This window comes from Alteromonas sp. Mac1 (assembly GCF_001562125.1).
Classification (GTDB): domain Bacteria; phylum Pseudomonadota; class Gammaproteobacteria; order Enterobacterales; family Alteromonadaceae; genus Alteromonas; species Alteromonas stellipolaris.
This window is the reverse complement of record NZ_CP013932.1, coordinates 805,782-821,009: the sequence shown is the minus strand read 5'-3', so window position 1 is coordinate 821,009 and position 15,228 is coordinate 805,782. Positions and strand designations below refer to the sequence as shown.

The following is a 15,228-nucleotide window of genomic DNA, read 5'->3' as shown; positions in this document are numbered from 1 at the left end:
CGTTTTTTGCAATACCGCGAGCACACTCCGACGTTTGAAGGCGTCCTACAGTATGCCGCACCCTCCTTACTTAAAGCATCAGGACCCTTAATGACAACAACTGTCGACATGACATTTAAAGATCTAAAACTACCAGAACCTATCTTACAAGCCCTTGAAAAAGTTGGCTACGAGAAACCGTCACCTATTCAAGCCGAGAGTATTCCATTACTGCTTGAAGGTCACGACTTACTCGGTCAGGCCCAGACAGGGACAGGAAAAACCGCAGCGTTTGCCCTTCCAATGTTGGCAAATATCGATCCTGAGCAACGTAAGCCGCAATTACTGGTACTAGCACCTACTCGCGAATTAGCGATTCAGGTAGCAGAAGCGTTCCAAGTGTACGCTAGTTTCAGCCATAAAATTAAAGTACTGCCTGTTTACGGCGGTCAATCTTACGACAATCAAATTCGCCAGCTTAAACGCGGCGTTCAAGTTGTAGTAGGTACACCTGGTCGTGTAATCGACCATATCAAACGTAAAACGTTGGATTTAAGCGAACTTAAATTCCTTGTACTTGATGAAGCCGACGAAATGCTGCGCATGGGCTTCATTGATGACGTTGAGCTTATTTTGAGCCACGCGCCAGCTGAACGCCAAACAGCGTTGTTCTCGGCCACTATGCCTGGTCCAATTAAGAAGATTACTCAGCGTTATCTTAAAGATCCTAAGCACGTAAAAATTGCGTCTAAGGTAAGTACTGCAAGTACTATCCGTCAACGTTACTGCCAAGTAGCGCCTCATCATAAGCTTGAGGCACTTACGCGTATCATGGAAGTAGAGCGTTTTGACGGCATGATTATTTTCGTGCGTACTAAAACAGCGACTGTTGAACTTGCTGATAAACTTTCTGCACGTGGATACGATGTTGAACCGCTAAATGGTGATATTCCTCAGAACGCTCGTGAGCGTACTGTTGATAAACTTAAGCAAGGTAACATTGATATCTTAGTAGCAACTGATGTTGTTGCACGTGGTCTTGATGTTGAACGTGTTAGCCACGTAGTTAACTACGACGTACCTTACGATAGTGAATCTTATGTTCACCGTATTGGTCGTACTGGCCGTGCTGGACGTCAAGGTGATGCAATACTTTTCATCTCTCATCGTGAAAAGCGTATGCTTTTCTCTATCGAGAAAACGACTAAGCAGCCAATTGAAGCAATGCCAATTCCTTCAATTAGTGAAATCAACGAAACTCGCTTAAGCCGTTTCAAGCAATCTGTTATTGAAGCTACGCAAGATGACAGCATTGAAACGCTTATTCCTTTGGTTGAGATGATTAAAGAAGAAGCTGAAGCTTCTCCTGAAGTGCTTATGGCAGCATTGCTTAAGATTGCACAAGGTGATGAGCCGCTTATCCTTAAAGAAAGCGACCGCCCTGATCTTCACAGCAAACCACCTCGTGACAGCCGTGAACCTCGTGGCGATCGCAGAGATGGCCGCGGCGACGGTCGTGAACGTAAGCCTAGAGCGCCTCGCACTAGTCGTAAGCCAGAAGCTGGTATGCAGCGCTTCCGCATCGACGTAGGTCATACACACGGTGCTAAGCCTGGTAATATTGTCGGCGCAATCGCAAACGAAGGTAACATGGATTCTAAGCACATTGGTGCTATCGAAATTTATGATAACTTCAGTACTGTTGATTTGCCTGAAGGCATGCCAAAAGAGACTAAAGACAAGCTTCAAGGTACTCGCGTAGCGGGTCAGCGTTTGTCGATTCGCGAATGGTCGGATACACCACCAGCGAAACGCGAGCGTGGCGACAACCGTGGTGAAAACCGCAGTCGTGATAACCGCGCACGTCGCAAGTCGTAAGATCGAAATAAAAGCAACTTCTGCCTTTATATAACGTTGTGGAATATAAAGGCTGATTTCGTTGTTTCTAATTAAAAAGAATTAGCGCAAAATAGCGTTAGTTCTTTTTTTTTACGTGCCCCTTGATGGATTACTTTCCCCTATTTTTAGATGCTCGCTCTCTTCGCTGCTTAATCGTTGGCGCAGGAGAAGTAGCCGCCCGCAAACTTGAGCTCATCATGAAGACTCCAGCTCACATCACTGTGGTAGCGCCTTGGGCATGCGACACGGTAAAACGTTTGGCGCAAAACGAGAAAGTAACCCTTATTGAGCGGGAATTTATCGATAGCGATTTAGCCGATAAAGACATGGTTTTTATTGCCACCGATAAATCTGAAACCAATCAAGCTATTCACGATTTAGCTCGCGAACAAAAAGTGCTTGTGAATGTGGTAGATAACACCCCACTTTGCCAATTCATTACCCCTTCTATTGTAGATCGCTCACCCATTATTATTGCCATGAGTAGCGGCGGCGTAGCGCCCGTACTATTACGCTATTTACGCCAAAAACTGGAAACTGTGCTGCCTGCTAACTTGAGTAAGCTTGGTGCGTTTTCAGAAAAATTCAGAGAAAAAGTAAAGCAAACCTTAAACGGTGTAACGGCTAGACGATATTTTTGGGAAGACGTCTTAGATGGCGACATAGCTGAAATGGTCGAAAAAGGCCAAGACAGTAAAGCCGATGCAGCCTTTGAAACCGCCCTAACGGCAGCGGCTGAAAACAACCAAGTTCAAGGTCAGGTCTACCTTGTTGGTGCAGGCCCTGGCGACCCTGATTTATTGACGTTTCGTGCACTAAGGCTAATGCAAAAAGCTGATGTAGTGGTTTACGATAGATTAGTTTCACCGCAGATTTTAGAACTCGTTCGCCGGGATGCCGAAAAAATTTACGTGGGTAAAGCAAAGAGCAACCATAGCTTGCCACAAGATGATATTAACCAGCTTATGGTTGATGAGGCGAAAAAAGGCAATCGAGTGGTACGCTTAAAAGGCGGAGACCCATTCATATTTGGTCGTGGCGGGGAAGAAATTCAAACCCTTATTCAGCACGGTATTGAGTTCCAAGTAGTGCCCGGTATTACTGCGGCGAATGGCGCATCAAGTTATGCAGGTATCCCGTTAACCCACAGAGATCACGCCCAATCAGTGGTGTTTGCTACCGGCCATCTAAAAGACGGTACTATCGATTTGAATTGGCAATCGTTAGCGCACGCCAATCAGACGATTGTATTCTATATGGGGTTAACTGGCTTACCCATTATTTGTAAAAAACTGATTGAAAATGGTCTTACCGCAGATACCCCTATCGCCCTAATCCAATCGGCTACCACCGAAAACCAAGTGGTGGTAACAGGCACGCTTAGCGATATTACGCAAAACCCTGCTACGTCAGCGTTGAAGCCCCCGACGCTCATTATCGTAGGTACTGTAGTAAGTTTGCATAACCAGCTAAACTGGTTTGGTGACTAACTTACCCTTGTGAGCAGGCGTTGGTTTTAACTAATTTGTTGCAATTTCCCCCTGCGTACGCATACTGAATTAATCAGCTAAGCGGCATGTCGGCATTTATACATTGGTAATAACACCAAAGCGAAGGTTTCAATTTGTAGGGCATGTAAGCTGTCTTTGCAGGAAAACGGCGATGTTTGCCATAGGCTTGCCTACTCGGTTGTTTAAGTCGCTAGCGCTTTGGTTAGCGCTGCCGCTTAGGATCGCACTTTTCCTTCTTTGTTTTACCCCTGTCGCTACTTACGCGTCGCAACTCACTTTCAACAAAACCGTGACGCCTGATGATATTCAGTTTAAATATCGATGGCTAGATAACGAAGGTACTGAGCAAACCATTGCATTCTCTTTGCCCAATAGCGCATTAAAGGTAGCGCCTACCACACAGGCCAACTATAAACCTGAAATAGCCCAGCGTTATGTTACTGTGTCGTTATTGAAAGAAGCGAAGAAAGTCGACCCACGCGAAGCAGTTGTGTCAGTTACCCATGAAAATGACGCCATTAATATTAAGGTTAAATCAACCAAGCCGAATAAAGCTGACCAGATATTATCTCAACTAAAAGACGTGCAGCGAACAGCTTATACTGACTACCTTGATAAGCATTATTACACCCGATTCACCACGCTTTTTAACCAGCAAGCGGTAAAGCCGGACCACCTTCGCTACGTTGCCCAAACCTTTGAATCACTTAGGCCTATCTCGGAAGCGTTTTACGACAAAGTAGATCGTATCGAAAATAACCGTGCTTATTTACAATTGATGACTAGCTGGGTACAAAGTATTCCTTACGATTCCCTTGAAGACAGAGTCGCCAGTAATGGTTCTGGTTTTGCACCTCCGTTAGGGTTACTGATGCAAAACAGGGGCGACTGCGACAGTAAGGCGGTGCTAACGGGCGCTTTGGTACGTGCCTTTCTTCCTTCTACCAGCATCATTATGGTTTTTCTTCCCCATCATGCGTTATTGGGAGTCGCGATAAATGCCATTTCCGAAGACGAGAAGTTAGAAGTTGAGGGTAAGACTTACGTGCTTTTTGACCCAACCGGCCCAGCACTTATCCCCTTTGGCGACATTTCAGAAGATACGAAACGCTACATTTCTACTGGCCGCTATCAAGTGGAGCATATTGACTAGCATTGCTTTTGATTGGCTATCGGTTAGCTTTCCATTATGTCTCCAATCGCCCCAGCCAATCTCATCATAAAGCTCAGTAATTAAACCATCTATAGTCCATACCATGTGGTTTAATTGCACGATACAGTTTATAGCCCTGCAGTACATGAGGCCTCTTCTGTAAGCGCTTTTGGCAAACGGTAATCATGGGCGCCTGACGCAAAGTGTGATTCAAAAGAGACGTTTTCTTTCTGCCAATCTATTTCTAAGCGCTTGTCGCCCAGAAAGATGTTTTGAGTTTTTGTGCGAAGCACAGCAACAATATCAGCATAATCTTTGTGGTAAGCCACGTTTTGTCGCTCGTGCGGATCGCACGCTAAATCATAGAGTGCCATTTCAACATCTTCTGCTTTCGCATTTAACGCCCAGTGTATATCTTCGCCTGGCGCATGGGTTTCCCCCGGCTTCCCTAGTTTAGGCCGTACTTTCATGGAGAAACCAAATCGCTTCGTTCTCAAATAAGCACGATCACCGATAATTTGATTTAATTCACCTATAACGTAGTCTCGTTTTAATGTCGGGTTTCGAACAACCGAGGCCAAATCGAAACCATCTAAATGAGATAGCTTTTCATCATTTTCTACATCAAGGCCAGACGCTGCTAATATCGTAGGCGCAATATCCACATATTCGACAAAGTCGTTATATACCGTGTCCTTCGGAAAATATTCACCGGAAGAATCTACAACAATCATCGCCCCATGATTAGATGTATTCCAAGGCGCAAACTTTGCAGAAATCCCCTGCTCGCCAAGGTGCCAGCCATGATCCCCTACTGACATAACAATCAAATATGGCCGTCCCGATGTTTCATTAAATACCTTAAATTTTTCAATCGCCTCGCCGATGAGAGCATCACCATAGGCTGTAAAGGCATAATAATCCTGAATGGTTTTGAGCTTTTCTTCGCTTGTCATGTCATCCGTTTTCATATTTTTATATAGCTTCACCAGTTGTGGTGGCAGACTTTCAACATCAGATTTTGAAAACTTAGGAATACGGTACTGTTTAGTTTTAAACCGGTCTCGGAAGGATTTTGGAGGGAGCACTGGTGTATGAGGAAATCCGAAGCTTAAACTTAGCATTACCGGTTTAGTCGGATCTGGCCCTTCAATTTTGTCGCCAAGCACAGAGGTATACGAGGCATTTGGATGGCTTAAATACTGAGTAAATGCTTTTAATATAAACCCATCTAAAGTTTCACCTGCGGGTTTGGGACTCTCCCCGGCTAGAATCAACGATTTAAGGCTTCGGGTATAAGAGCGCACAATATCCAGTTCTTCATCAATTGGATTCTTAGCACCAATACTCTTGCCATTTTCACTAACTAAAAAAGATTTTTTACTGCCATCAGAATAATAAAAATGCTCGGATGTAGACAGTGGCTCCCATGTTTCAGGGTCGTAAGCGGTATTTTTACCCCAATCGGTAAACCCAGCTTTACTTAACGCATATCGCTCAACCTCAAAATCATAAGTTAAGGGTGTCTGCCGCTCACCTTTTTCAGGCTGCCATTCTCGTAGCCGCAAACCTGACTTTCCGCTAAGCATTGTTTGATAACCTGCTTGTCGCAGTATTTCAGGCATTGTGGGTTTTGCATGTTCGTTCCCTCGGTGCGCATATTCAAAGCCATAACGTCCACTTCGATGAGGATATTGTCCTGTTGCCATAGAGTATCGTGATGGAGAGCAACCTGGAGACTGACTATAAGCATAAGTAAACAAGACGCCTTCCTTTGCTAACGCATCGATATTCGGCGACTCTACATAGCCCAACGCACTTTCACTGGTTCCCCTAATGACTCGGTTAACGGCAGCGATTGAGTCAGCACGTTGATCATCAGTTAAAATCCATAATATATTCGGCTGAAGCTGTGATTTCTTGTGTGCATGACGGGATAATTCATCTGAAGCATCGCTCTGCCTTGGTGTATCTGAAGAAGAGTTTGGTGATAAAGGTATTCTTTCACTCCCGCTATCTTGAGGTGCAGTGAAGCTGCACCCGAGTATTAAACACGAGGTCACAGCTGCACATGCGTAAAAGGCGGATTGCATAAAGCGACTTTGAAGGTAGTTCATTTATTCGTCGCCACATTTTGAGGAACTGAAGGAATTAAGTCTTTAGGAATATCCAACCGTTTGTCATCAGCACCTTCAGCGAAATTACTTTCTACATAACTATTTTCTTGTGACCAGTCCACCTCAATTCTGCCATCGCCTAGCACTATGTTGCCTAGTTTATTTCTTAGCCATAGCGCTAAAGGTCTATAGGCCTCTGTATCAGCAACATTTTGCCTCTCTAACGGATCCACAGCTAAATCGTATAATGCCATGTCGACGTCATTCGCATCTGCATCTAACGCCCAACGCATACGCTCACCAGTCGCTGCGCCTGGAGGTCGAGTTCGCATAGAAAAACGAAACCGCTTTGAATGCAGGTATGCACGAGAGCCAACCACTACATTGGTTTCACCCAAGATATACTCTCGCTTTGGTGCCTCACCAGCCGCCACATCAAGTAAGCTGTAACCATCTAAATGATTAAATCTTTCTTGCTTAATATCGACCCCTGCCAGATCTAGTATGGTCGGCGCAAAATCAACAAATTCAACCAAATCATGATTAACCAAACCACGAGGAACTAAAGACTTATCAGAGGCAGTAATGATTGCAGCATTGGCTACACTTTGCTGCCAGGGGCCGAATTTCGCCTCAATGCCTTGCTCACCTAAATGCCACCCATGGTCACCCACGGTGTAAACCACCACCCAAGGACGACCTTGTTTTTTGCTGTAAGCTTTAAAAACGTCGACCGCTTCGCCAATAAGTTCATCGCCATGCGCAGTAAACGCATAATAGTCCTGTATTGCCTGCTGAACTTCAGCATCTGTCATGCCTGTAATTTTAGTGGCGTGATACATTTTTTGAAGTTGCAAAGGCAGCTTCTCTACTTCAGATAATTCGAATTTTGGAACCTTGTATTCCTTTGTTTTAAACCTATCTCTTACAGACTTGGGCGGCAATACAGGAGTGTGAGGTAAATGGAAGCCCAAATTCACGAACAATGGCTTATCAGAATCGGCTCCTTCTGCCGGCTTACCTGATAATGTACTGTAGGTTTGCTTGGCATTTTCTAAATGATTGCGTAGCTCTCTAACTACCTTCGCATCAATGGTTTCAGTAGCCGTGTTGGGATTTACGCCACCGATGATGAGGTTGGGATTGCTGCGTGTATAACTTCGTAAAATATCAAATTCTTCATCGGTCTTGCTTCGCAATTGAAGATCCTGCTCACTAACCTCTCCCTCTTTACTCTTAATTAAATAGCTTCTGCTAGTGCCATCTGGGTAGTTCACGTATTCGCTATAGCCGATAGGGGTTGAATTACCAGGTTCGTCGCCATATGACGCTCGGGTGTAAATATCACCAATACCATGATTTTGCAGGTCATGTTTGAAGTGCACCCTAAAATCAAATAAGGGGAGTTTATTGAACGATTGACCAGGCCCCCATTGCATGAAGTAATGGTCTTCTTTTCCAAACATTGCTGTGTAATAGCCAGCACCTTTTAGGTATTCAGATAGCAAAGGCTTAGAAAAATCCGGGCCTGGGTGGGACAGTTCAAAAGCAAATCGCCCGGTACGAAATGGATACCTGCCAGAATGTAATGCGGCTCGCGATGGCGCACATACAGGGGAGTTAGTGAAGGCCTGGGTAAAGAGCACTCCCTCTTCGGCTAACTGGTCAGCATTAGGTGATTCAATGTACCCTAGCGGGCTATCACTTTGCCCATATATAGCTTTATTGTATGCAGATACCGAATCCGGTCGATGGTCATCGGTAATTATCCAAAGAATATTGGGTTGAATTTTATCAGTATTGGCGGTGTTTAGAATGGGGAGCTTGCGGTCTTGGGCCTGAGTTAGAGTATCAGGCGCTATTTCCAATACTTTATCCTGTGATTCATGAGCACACGAGATCAGAGCAAACATGGCTAACACGAGGAAAAAAATAGGGAGACAAGTACGTTTCATTGCTAGGAACCTGTTCAGAATTTAATAAGTAAATGAGCATTTTAGATAGATAGCAATAAGGTTCACCATCTACCAATCACTAGAATTCAGCACAACTCCAGATACCACATTGTTAACAATTATCAAGAGTGAAATCAACTCTTTATTTTCATCATTGCTATTAACCCCTATAGAAAACCCTCACCAAAACCCCACTAAAAATATTATTTATCAATGACATACCATTCCTTCCTTGGCAGCAAAGAAGGACAGCACCATTAAAAACAATAGTAAACTGTTAACAATTGATTGTATAAATAACAATCATGCAATAGGATTTACGTTTAGTTAACAACTCAGCAACGCATCAATATTAAGGATCCTAGAACAATGAATTACAAATTATTCTCCGCCTTACTTGGAGTAGGACTGGCTTTATCATCGCCGGAGTTAATCGCTAAAACAGAGGCCGTGGTGAATGCAAATATTAAGCATTCCGTCGGAGGTAAAGACAGCTTTGATAGACACAAATATATTACGTTGCATTCCACGGTTTCAGAAAGTGATTGGGACGGAGAAGCAGACAAGCTTAAGTATTTGATGGAAGACTTAGACGTCTATTTTGGCCGAGAAAACGGCAGTGCTGGCTGGAACTTTAATCAGTCTGCCGAAGATCCGCTCAACCCTGGTTATGTCGACCCAACACACTTAGTCAATCGCGGTAGATTCGCTCGTGAAACCACGTATGGAATTAACGACGCGAGCGTTCACAAATATGATGGCCGCGGTGACGTTATGGTGGGAGGGCAACCTCGCCCGCACTGGTTTGCAACGGTAAATCCTTGCTGTGGAGGTCAAAGCTGGCAAGCAAATGGCGCAGATGCAGTGGGTGACTTCATGGGTCAATATATGAATGCTTTTTTTCGTACCGAGGGCGAACCCTCTACCCAAGGACGAGTGAAGCCAACGTATTTTGAGGTATTAAATGAACCTTTATATCAACTTACCGATGCGCCACATGAAATGGGCTTAGAGGCGCCCATTCCTCCCATTGATATTTTTAATTTTCACAAAGATGTTGCCAATGCCTTTCGCCAGCACAATCAAGACATAAAAATTGGTGGCTATACGGTTGCATTCCCAATTTACGAAGAACGTAACTTTGCACGGTGGGGGGAAAGAATGAAGTTATTCATTGATACCGCTGGCGAAAGCATGGATTTTTATTCAACCCACTTTTATGACTTAGAAGATGACAACCGGTTCAAGGGTAGTCGTATTGAAGCCACATTAGATATGATGGATCATTATTCTCTGCTCACTCTGGGTAAAACCAAAGAACATGTCATTTCAGAATACGGCGGCCGTAATCGCCCCCTAGAGAATGCCCCCTGGACACCGCTGAGAGACTGGTGGTTTCTTAAAACCGCCAGCCCCATGATGATGCAATTTATGGATCGTCCAGATGCTATCAGCAAAGCAATTCCTTTTGTCACCGTAAAAGCATTATGGGGAACTAGAAACGGTTTTCCTTATAACTGGCGCTTACTTCGTCAAGCTAAAGAGGGCGAAGGAGAACAAGGTGAGCACTGGGTGTTCACTGAAATGGTGAAGTTCTATGAGCTTTGGTCTGACGTGCAAGGGACACGTGTAGATTCGTTTACTACCAACGAAGATATATTGATAGACAGCTATGTCAGCAAGGAAAAGTTGTACGTTATTTTCAGTAACCTGACTGAAGACAACGAAACCATATTACTTCATCAACATGGTACTTCAGGTGCCAAGGTTCAAAACATAAAAGTTAAACATTTATATCTAGCCAATAATGCGCCGCAGTTAGATATTATTAATGCTCCGTTGGGCCTCGATCACTTCGAGCTAGCGCCAGAAGCAACGATAGTGGTCGAATATAGTTACGACGCCGATTTGAACATCAATGGCCTATCCACTGAAAACAAGTACTTTGCAACAGAGTACTTAAAAGAAATAGACGCCAATCAAGTTAATCAATTTGAAATAAAAGGGGTTCAAACCACCTCCCTAGGTGAATCAATTCTGCGCATAGCGCTCGGCAGAGACCATGGTCAATCACTTTCACCAGAAGTGAGATTCAATGGTCAGTTACTCACTTCGAATGCACGTATTAGCGGAGACGAACAATTAGGAAGAGACCGCTTTTTTGGGTTACTTGAAATTCCGGTTCCCTATTCATTACTTAAAAACGATAACCAAATCGATATTACCTTCCCCGATACGGGAGGCCACATTGCCAGCGTTAATATGAAAGTGTTTGGTTTTGACCAAGAGATCAGACCGGATGGCGGCGCAGTTACCGGCATGTATATTAGCCCTGACAACGCTACGCTCGCCATCGGAGCTACATTAAAACTATCCGCATCCGTCACGCCCTTTTTTGCTAGTGATCAAAGTTTCAATTTAGCGTCTAGCGATGAATCAGTCGCTATGGTCGATAGCAATGGCATGGTAACAGCCCTGAACGTTGGTGATGTGACTATCACTGCCACATCACGTGATGGAAATTTTACGGCAACCACCAAGATAACCGTTGAAGAGCCCACGCAAACATCGATAAGTTTTGATGATGTTCAAAAATATGAAACGCTTGAATTCCATTTAGATAAAAATATGCAAGTCACTACTGAATATGACGCTGGCACGGGCTTTGAGGTAACGGCTGATTTAGGCGGTATTAATTACCTGTTGCGGCACATGGCGAGCAACTGGACAGTCATTAGTGATATCAAAGTGACGGACAGTACCGCTATTGGAACACAGAAAGGCACTTCTACAGTTTACATTCCTCTGTCAGGACTTACGCCCAGCGAGGACTTAACCAACGGTGAATTTTACTTTTTGTTTGTGCGCGTGCGCTCATCCTCTGGTGACACCGAAAGCGTGGCAGCTTACCCTATTACTATCGTGCCAAGTGAAGATACGGTTAAACCTAGTCTGGCCTTAGATGATGAGAGTAAGTACCTTTCTAGCACATATAGCAACAATGGCACTCTTGATGTCACTGCGTTTTTTGAAGCCGGCGAGGGACAAACCGTAACCGACGAGCTTGGTGGCGTAAAATTTTTCCTAAGGGAAATGGATCAAACTTGGTCACGTTCGTTTAACGACATCGTGGTATCCGATCCTAATGCTATTGGTAAACAGAGCGGTACTGCACAGGTGTCGTTGCCACTTAGTGGTATTCCCCCAACCCAAGCGTTACCTGAGGGGCATTTTTACTTCCTGTTTGCGCAATTTATCTCAACCGACGGCAGCACCTATAAAATTCAAGGCATTGCACCGTTAAATGTGGTCGCACCTGCAGCGTTATTCGGTGACTGGGATGGTGACGCCGATGTAGACAGTGCTGATATCAGCGGACTTCTGGCCGCAATACAAGCCCGTCAGGATGTCCCTCCCAATTTCGACATCAACAATGATGGCCTCGTTAATATTCTAGACGCTCGCGCCATGATGGCCTTATGTACCCGTGCTCGATGCGTAAAAGAAGAAACGGAATAAGTCGCTAAATAACCACTTACAGGAACACAATTGAATGAAAAAACTGTTTACTTTTATTACGCTATTAATTGGCTTTCAAGCTCAAGCTGGACTCATTAGTATTGAGCTTGATACTAGCAACGTTATTGTTGGCGATACCGTAGAGGTTTCGGTAATAGGCACAGGATTTACAAACTTCGACACTTTGAGCTTAGATATTGCGTTTGATACTGATTTATTTGAGCTTGATGCACTTTCCATAGGCGGGGACTTATACGATTCACTACCGTTTATATTCAATGTGACACCTCAGGCGTTTGGTGTCGCGGTGGCTTATTTAGACTTTGTCGCGTTTTCCGGTGGCGATTTCACAATTGTTAGATTCAGCGTAAATGCTCTCGATGCAGGGCAAAGCAACTTCAACATGGAAAATATCATTGCTGCTGAATTTGTCGTTGGGGAGTTAGATGTTGCAATAGATAGCGGGCAAGCGTCGGCAACTGTTAATGCGGTAAACGTAATTGCACCCAACACCTTGAGTATTATATTGATGGTTGCTATCACATTTATTGGCGTACGCCGATTTAACCGCTGATAAGTCATTTATCGTATAGCGACAGGTTAAAAACCTGTCGCTATCAACCGGTGTTCATTAAGCTTGTAGCAACCAACCATAGCACAATAATAACTTCGTTTTTTATCGCAGCCCCTCATGATTAGTGCCCGCTGCCCAGGTAACCCCTTTAGCCAATATCGACATAAAAGTAGGATCAGAATAGACCGCTTCACCATGACCCAACGTTGTGTGAAACACTCTTCCTTGATGATAGTCAATGGTCATAATCATAGGTTCGTGCCGCCCGTATCCGTTATATTTTTTGTTGTCGTACGCCGAAGCTAGCACTGTTAAGTTTTCTGCAGGTCCCCGCAGGCGATTATATAATTCATCTTTGCTATGCAGCCAATTGCTAGGCAGCCCCTGCATTATGGGATGAGTTGCATGCCTTACCTGTATAGTAAACTCGTGTATATAACCATGTCCGCCGCCCTGTCCTGCTGACATATCGCGCTGCAATTCACCATCGTCGTTGTAATAAATATAAGGCCCATCTTTTTGGTTTCGCCCTCCCCAACCACCTAGGCCAATCATTTTGTTGTATTCAAGCCAATTGGGAAATGCATTATTGGCAGCATGCACCGACACGAAACCGCCTCCGTTTTGCATGTACTGCTCAAATTTGCGCTGGGTTGCAGGTGGCCATGGCGCGGCCTTCCAACCAAAATTAGAGATAACCACATCGTACTGCGCAAAGTCGGGGGAAAACGAGGGGTCTGTTTTAGCTTGGGACATTGATTGATGCTCACGGCCGTCATTGGCCGGATACTGCTCAAGCCACTTATCTCCCCGCCAAGTATATTGCGTTCGATAAACATCAACGACGAACTGTCCATTTCCTTCCAAAAAAGCTTTCATCATTGCCGTTGATTTTGGCCAGATAGGATGGTTGTTTTGACCATCTACGATCAACACTTTTTTAGGCTCAGGCGCTATATATTGTGAAACACACGCCATGAGCAGGCAGGTGATAGCAAACAATATGCATGTCCGAATGCGACGTTCACTGAGCGTCATTGCTGCTTACTCGCGAGCAACTGGTTGAGCGTATAGTAAACCTTGTCAACACTTACTGAACGCCCGTTAACATCTTTCAGACCTGTGAAATCAATTTGTACCACCTTGCCCGAAGTTAATGGCAGTGTTACGTCGATGGTTTTTCCATCATCTAACAAAACAACATTAGTAATCGGCAACGTAGACAAGTCCACCTTAGGCGAGCCATAGCTACTAGAGTAATGATATTGCCATGATTGGGCTTTAAGGCTTTCTTTAACAACAGTCTCAGAAGATAAGGTATCGGTAAACGACATTCTAAACCCTGTTTCAGTCAGCGTAATAGAATGCAATTCGAAGGGCATAGTGCCATCCCATACTACTTTTTGTAGCCCAAATGGTTTGCCACCTTGCGCCCCCCACCCGCGAGCAGTCTGTCCAACCCATAGCTGGCCATTTACATCAAACTCAGTGCGAATGTTACCGCTTTGAAATTTATTCATAAAGTTGATGACTGCGCCTTGATACTGACCGTTGACCTTCTCGAGCAATACGCGAAATAGGTTGGACTGAGTTTGATCACCAATGAAAATTTGGCCCTTAAATGGACCAAACTTACCTTCGGTGGTATCCCATTCTGGATTCCCTGGCGAGTTAGCCACTTCCACATGAGGGATCCACACCACAGGCTTCTCACTCATTTGTGCAAATGTCTCTACAGACATTTCCTTGATAGACTCTCGCGTGTAACCTTCTACATCAACTAGCGACACAGGATGACCGTAGAACTTACCTTGTTCTAACAAGTGCATTTTAGATGTCGGGACCCAATCACCTTGATTATCGGTGAAGAAGATTTCCCCTTGCGGCGAGGTACCAAGTCCAGCCGGAGAGCGCAACCCCCAAGCGTAGGGTGTAAAGACTCCCTTGGTATCCACTTGAAAAGCAAATCCACGATATCCCCCTGGAGAGCCCATCGCACCCATTGTAAAGGCATCAGGATTATTGTGGCTCAAGTTCAGCGTACCGTATAGGTTTCCTTGTTCATCTTTAACCGGACCGAAGACGAATTCATGATAGTTATCATTGAATGTCCAATCGTTAGCGACAGGCTGATAGATATCGGCAACACCATCTTTATCACTATCTACAATGCGAGTGAGTTCTGGCTTTTGAGAAACTAGAAGGCTTCCGTCAGTGTCTATTAGTAATCCAGTCGGCTCGTGTAAGCCCTGCGCAAATTTAAACCAAGTATCGTTTTTGTAATACCACACATCCCCAAAGCGGGTAGCGACCCAGATAACCCCATCACTATCACTGTCTATTCCCGTGACATGGAAGCGTTCATCTTTGGGGGTTTCTATGGTGACAATGTCATAACCATCAGGTTTGTATTCCTGCTTTGGCGCTTGCGCGGCTTCCAACTGAAGCGAACTCACTAAACCTGCACCGACTAGGCAGAGCGCGACTTTTTTTAATCCTTTGAATTTCATATTGTCATTCC

The 15,228-nt window shown here is 44.6% G+C and carries 9 protein-coding genes; 5 read left to right on the top strand and 4 right to left on the bottom strand.

Going from position 1 to position 15,228, the window contains the following annotated elements; all coding sequences use genetic code 11:
- Positions 1 to 90: 90 nt before the first annotated feature.
- The 3 genes from AV939_RS03450 to AV939_RS03440 all read left to right on the top strand — a co-directional run bounded on the left by AV939_RS03450 (position 91) and on the right by AV939_RS03440 (position 4,542).
- Positions 91 to 1,857, top strand: a complete 1,767-nt coding sequence (locus AV939_RS03450) for a DEAD/DEAH box helicase (protein WP_057793995.1) — start codon at positions 91 to 93, stop codon at positions 1,855 to 1,857.
- A 125-nt stretch (positions 1,858 to 1,982) separates the two neighbouring features.
- Positions 1,983 to 3,368, top strand: a complete 1,386-nt coding sequence (cysG, locus tag AV939_RS03445; RefSeq protein ID WP_057793997.1) for a siroheme synthase CysG — start codon at positions 1,983 to 1,985, stop codon at positions 3,366 to 3,368.
- Between the two features lie 172 nt (positions 3,369 to 3,540).
- Positions 3,541 to 4,542 (top strand): hypothetical protein, encoded by a 1,002-nt coding sequence (locus AV939_RS03440; protein ID WP_082604972.1) that lies wholly within the window; start codon positions 3,541 to 3,543, stop codon positions 4,540 to 4,542.
- Between the two features lie 128 nt (positions 4,543 to 4,670).
- Here the strand turns inward: AV939_RS03440 and AV939_RS03435 are convergent, their stop codons facing one another.
- Both AV939_RS03435 and AV939_RS03430 read right to left on the bottom strand, forming a co-directional pair.
- Complete coding sequence (locus AV939_RS03435) at positions 4,671 to 6,659, bottom strand: sulfatase-like hydrolase/transferase (protein ID WP_061997127.1); 1,989 nt, start codon at positions 6,657 to 6,659, stop codon at positions 4,671 to 4,673.
- A complete protein-coding gene (locus AV939_RS03430) occupies positions 6,656 to 8,614 on the bottom strand; it encodes a sulfatase-like hydrolase/transferase (protein ID WP_231751160.1) in 1,959 nt (652 codons plus the stop codon). Before AV939_RS03430 ends, AV939_RS03435 begins: the two co-directional genes overlap by 4 nt.
- A 369-nt stretch (positions 8,615 to 8,983) precedes the next feature.
- On the opposite strand from AV939_RS03430, the gene AV939_RS03425 reads away from it, so the two are divergent.
- A complete protein-coding gene (locus AV939_RS03425; protein WP_057794002.1) occupies positions 8,984 to 12,133 on the top strand; it encodes an Ig-like domain-containing protein in 3,150 nt (1,049 codons plus the stop codon).
- A gap of 34 nt (positions 12,134 to 12,167) precedes the next feature.
- Positions 12,168 to 12,707, top strand: coding sequence for a cohesin domain-containing protein (locus AV939_RS03420; RefSeq protein ID WP_057794004.1), 540 nt, complete (start codon positions 12,168 to 12,170; stop codon positions 12,705 to 12,707).
- A 102-nt stretch (positions 12,708 to 12,809) separates the two neighbouring features.
- Here AV939_RS03420 and AV939_RS03415 read toward each other — a convergent pair whose 3' ends face one another.
- Positions 12,810 to 13,643, bottom strand: a complete 834-nt coding sequence (locus AV939_RS03415) for a ThuA domain-containing protein (protein ID WP_231701271.1) — start codon at positions 13,641 to 13,643, stop codon at positions 12,810 to 12,812.
- 98 nt (positions 13,644 to 13,741) lie between these two features.
- Entirely contained in the window at positions 13,742 to 15,217 is a 1,476-nt protein-coding gene (locus AV939_RS03410; RefSeq protein ID WP_138118125.1) for a DUF7133 domain-containing protein, read from the bottom strand.
- Positions 15,218 to 15,228 lie beyond the last annotated feature (11 nt).

Bases quoted from the DNA above. Each gene is read 5' to 3' on its own strand.
- AV939_RS03450 (WP_057793995.1), top strand. From the start codon at position 91: ATGACAACAACTGTCGACATGACATTTAAAGATCTAAAACTACCAGAA.
- cysG (WP_057793997.1), top strand. From the start codon at position 1,983: ATGGATTACTTTCCCCTATTTTTAGATGCTCGCTCTCTTCGCTGCTTA.
- AV939_RS03440 (WP_082604972.1), top strand. From the start codon at position 3,541: ATGTTTGCCATAGGCTTGCCTACTCGGTTGTTTAAGTCGCTAGCGCTT.
- AV939_RS03435 (WP_061997127.1), bottom strand. From the start codon at position 6,659: ATGAACTACCTTCAAAGTCGCTTTATGCAATCCGCCTTTTACGCATGT.
- AV939_RS03430 (WP_231751160.1), bottom strand. From the start codon at position 8,614: ATGAAACGTACTTGTCTCCCTATTTTTTTCCTCGTGTTAGCCATGTTT.
- AV939_RS03425 (WP_057794002.1), top strand. From the start codon at position 8,984: ATGAATTACAAATTATTCTCCGCCTTACTTGGAGTAGGACTGGCTTTA.
- AV939_RS03420 (WP_057794004.1), top strand. From the start codon at position 12,168: ATGAAAAAACTGTTTACTTTTATTACGCTATTAATTGGCTTTCAAGCT.
- AV939_RS03410 (WP_138118125.1), bottom strand. From the start codon at position 15,217: ATGAAATTCAAAGGATTAAAAAAAGTCGCGCTCTGCCTAGTCGGTGCA.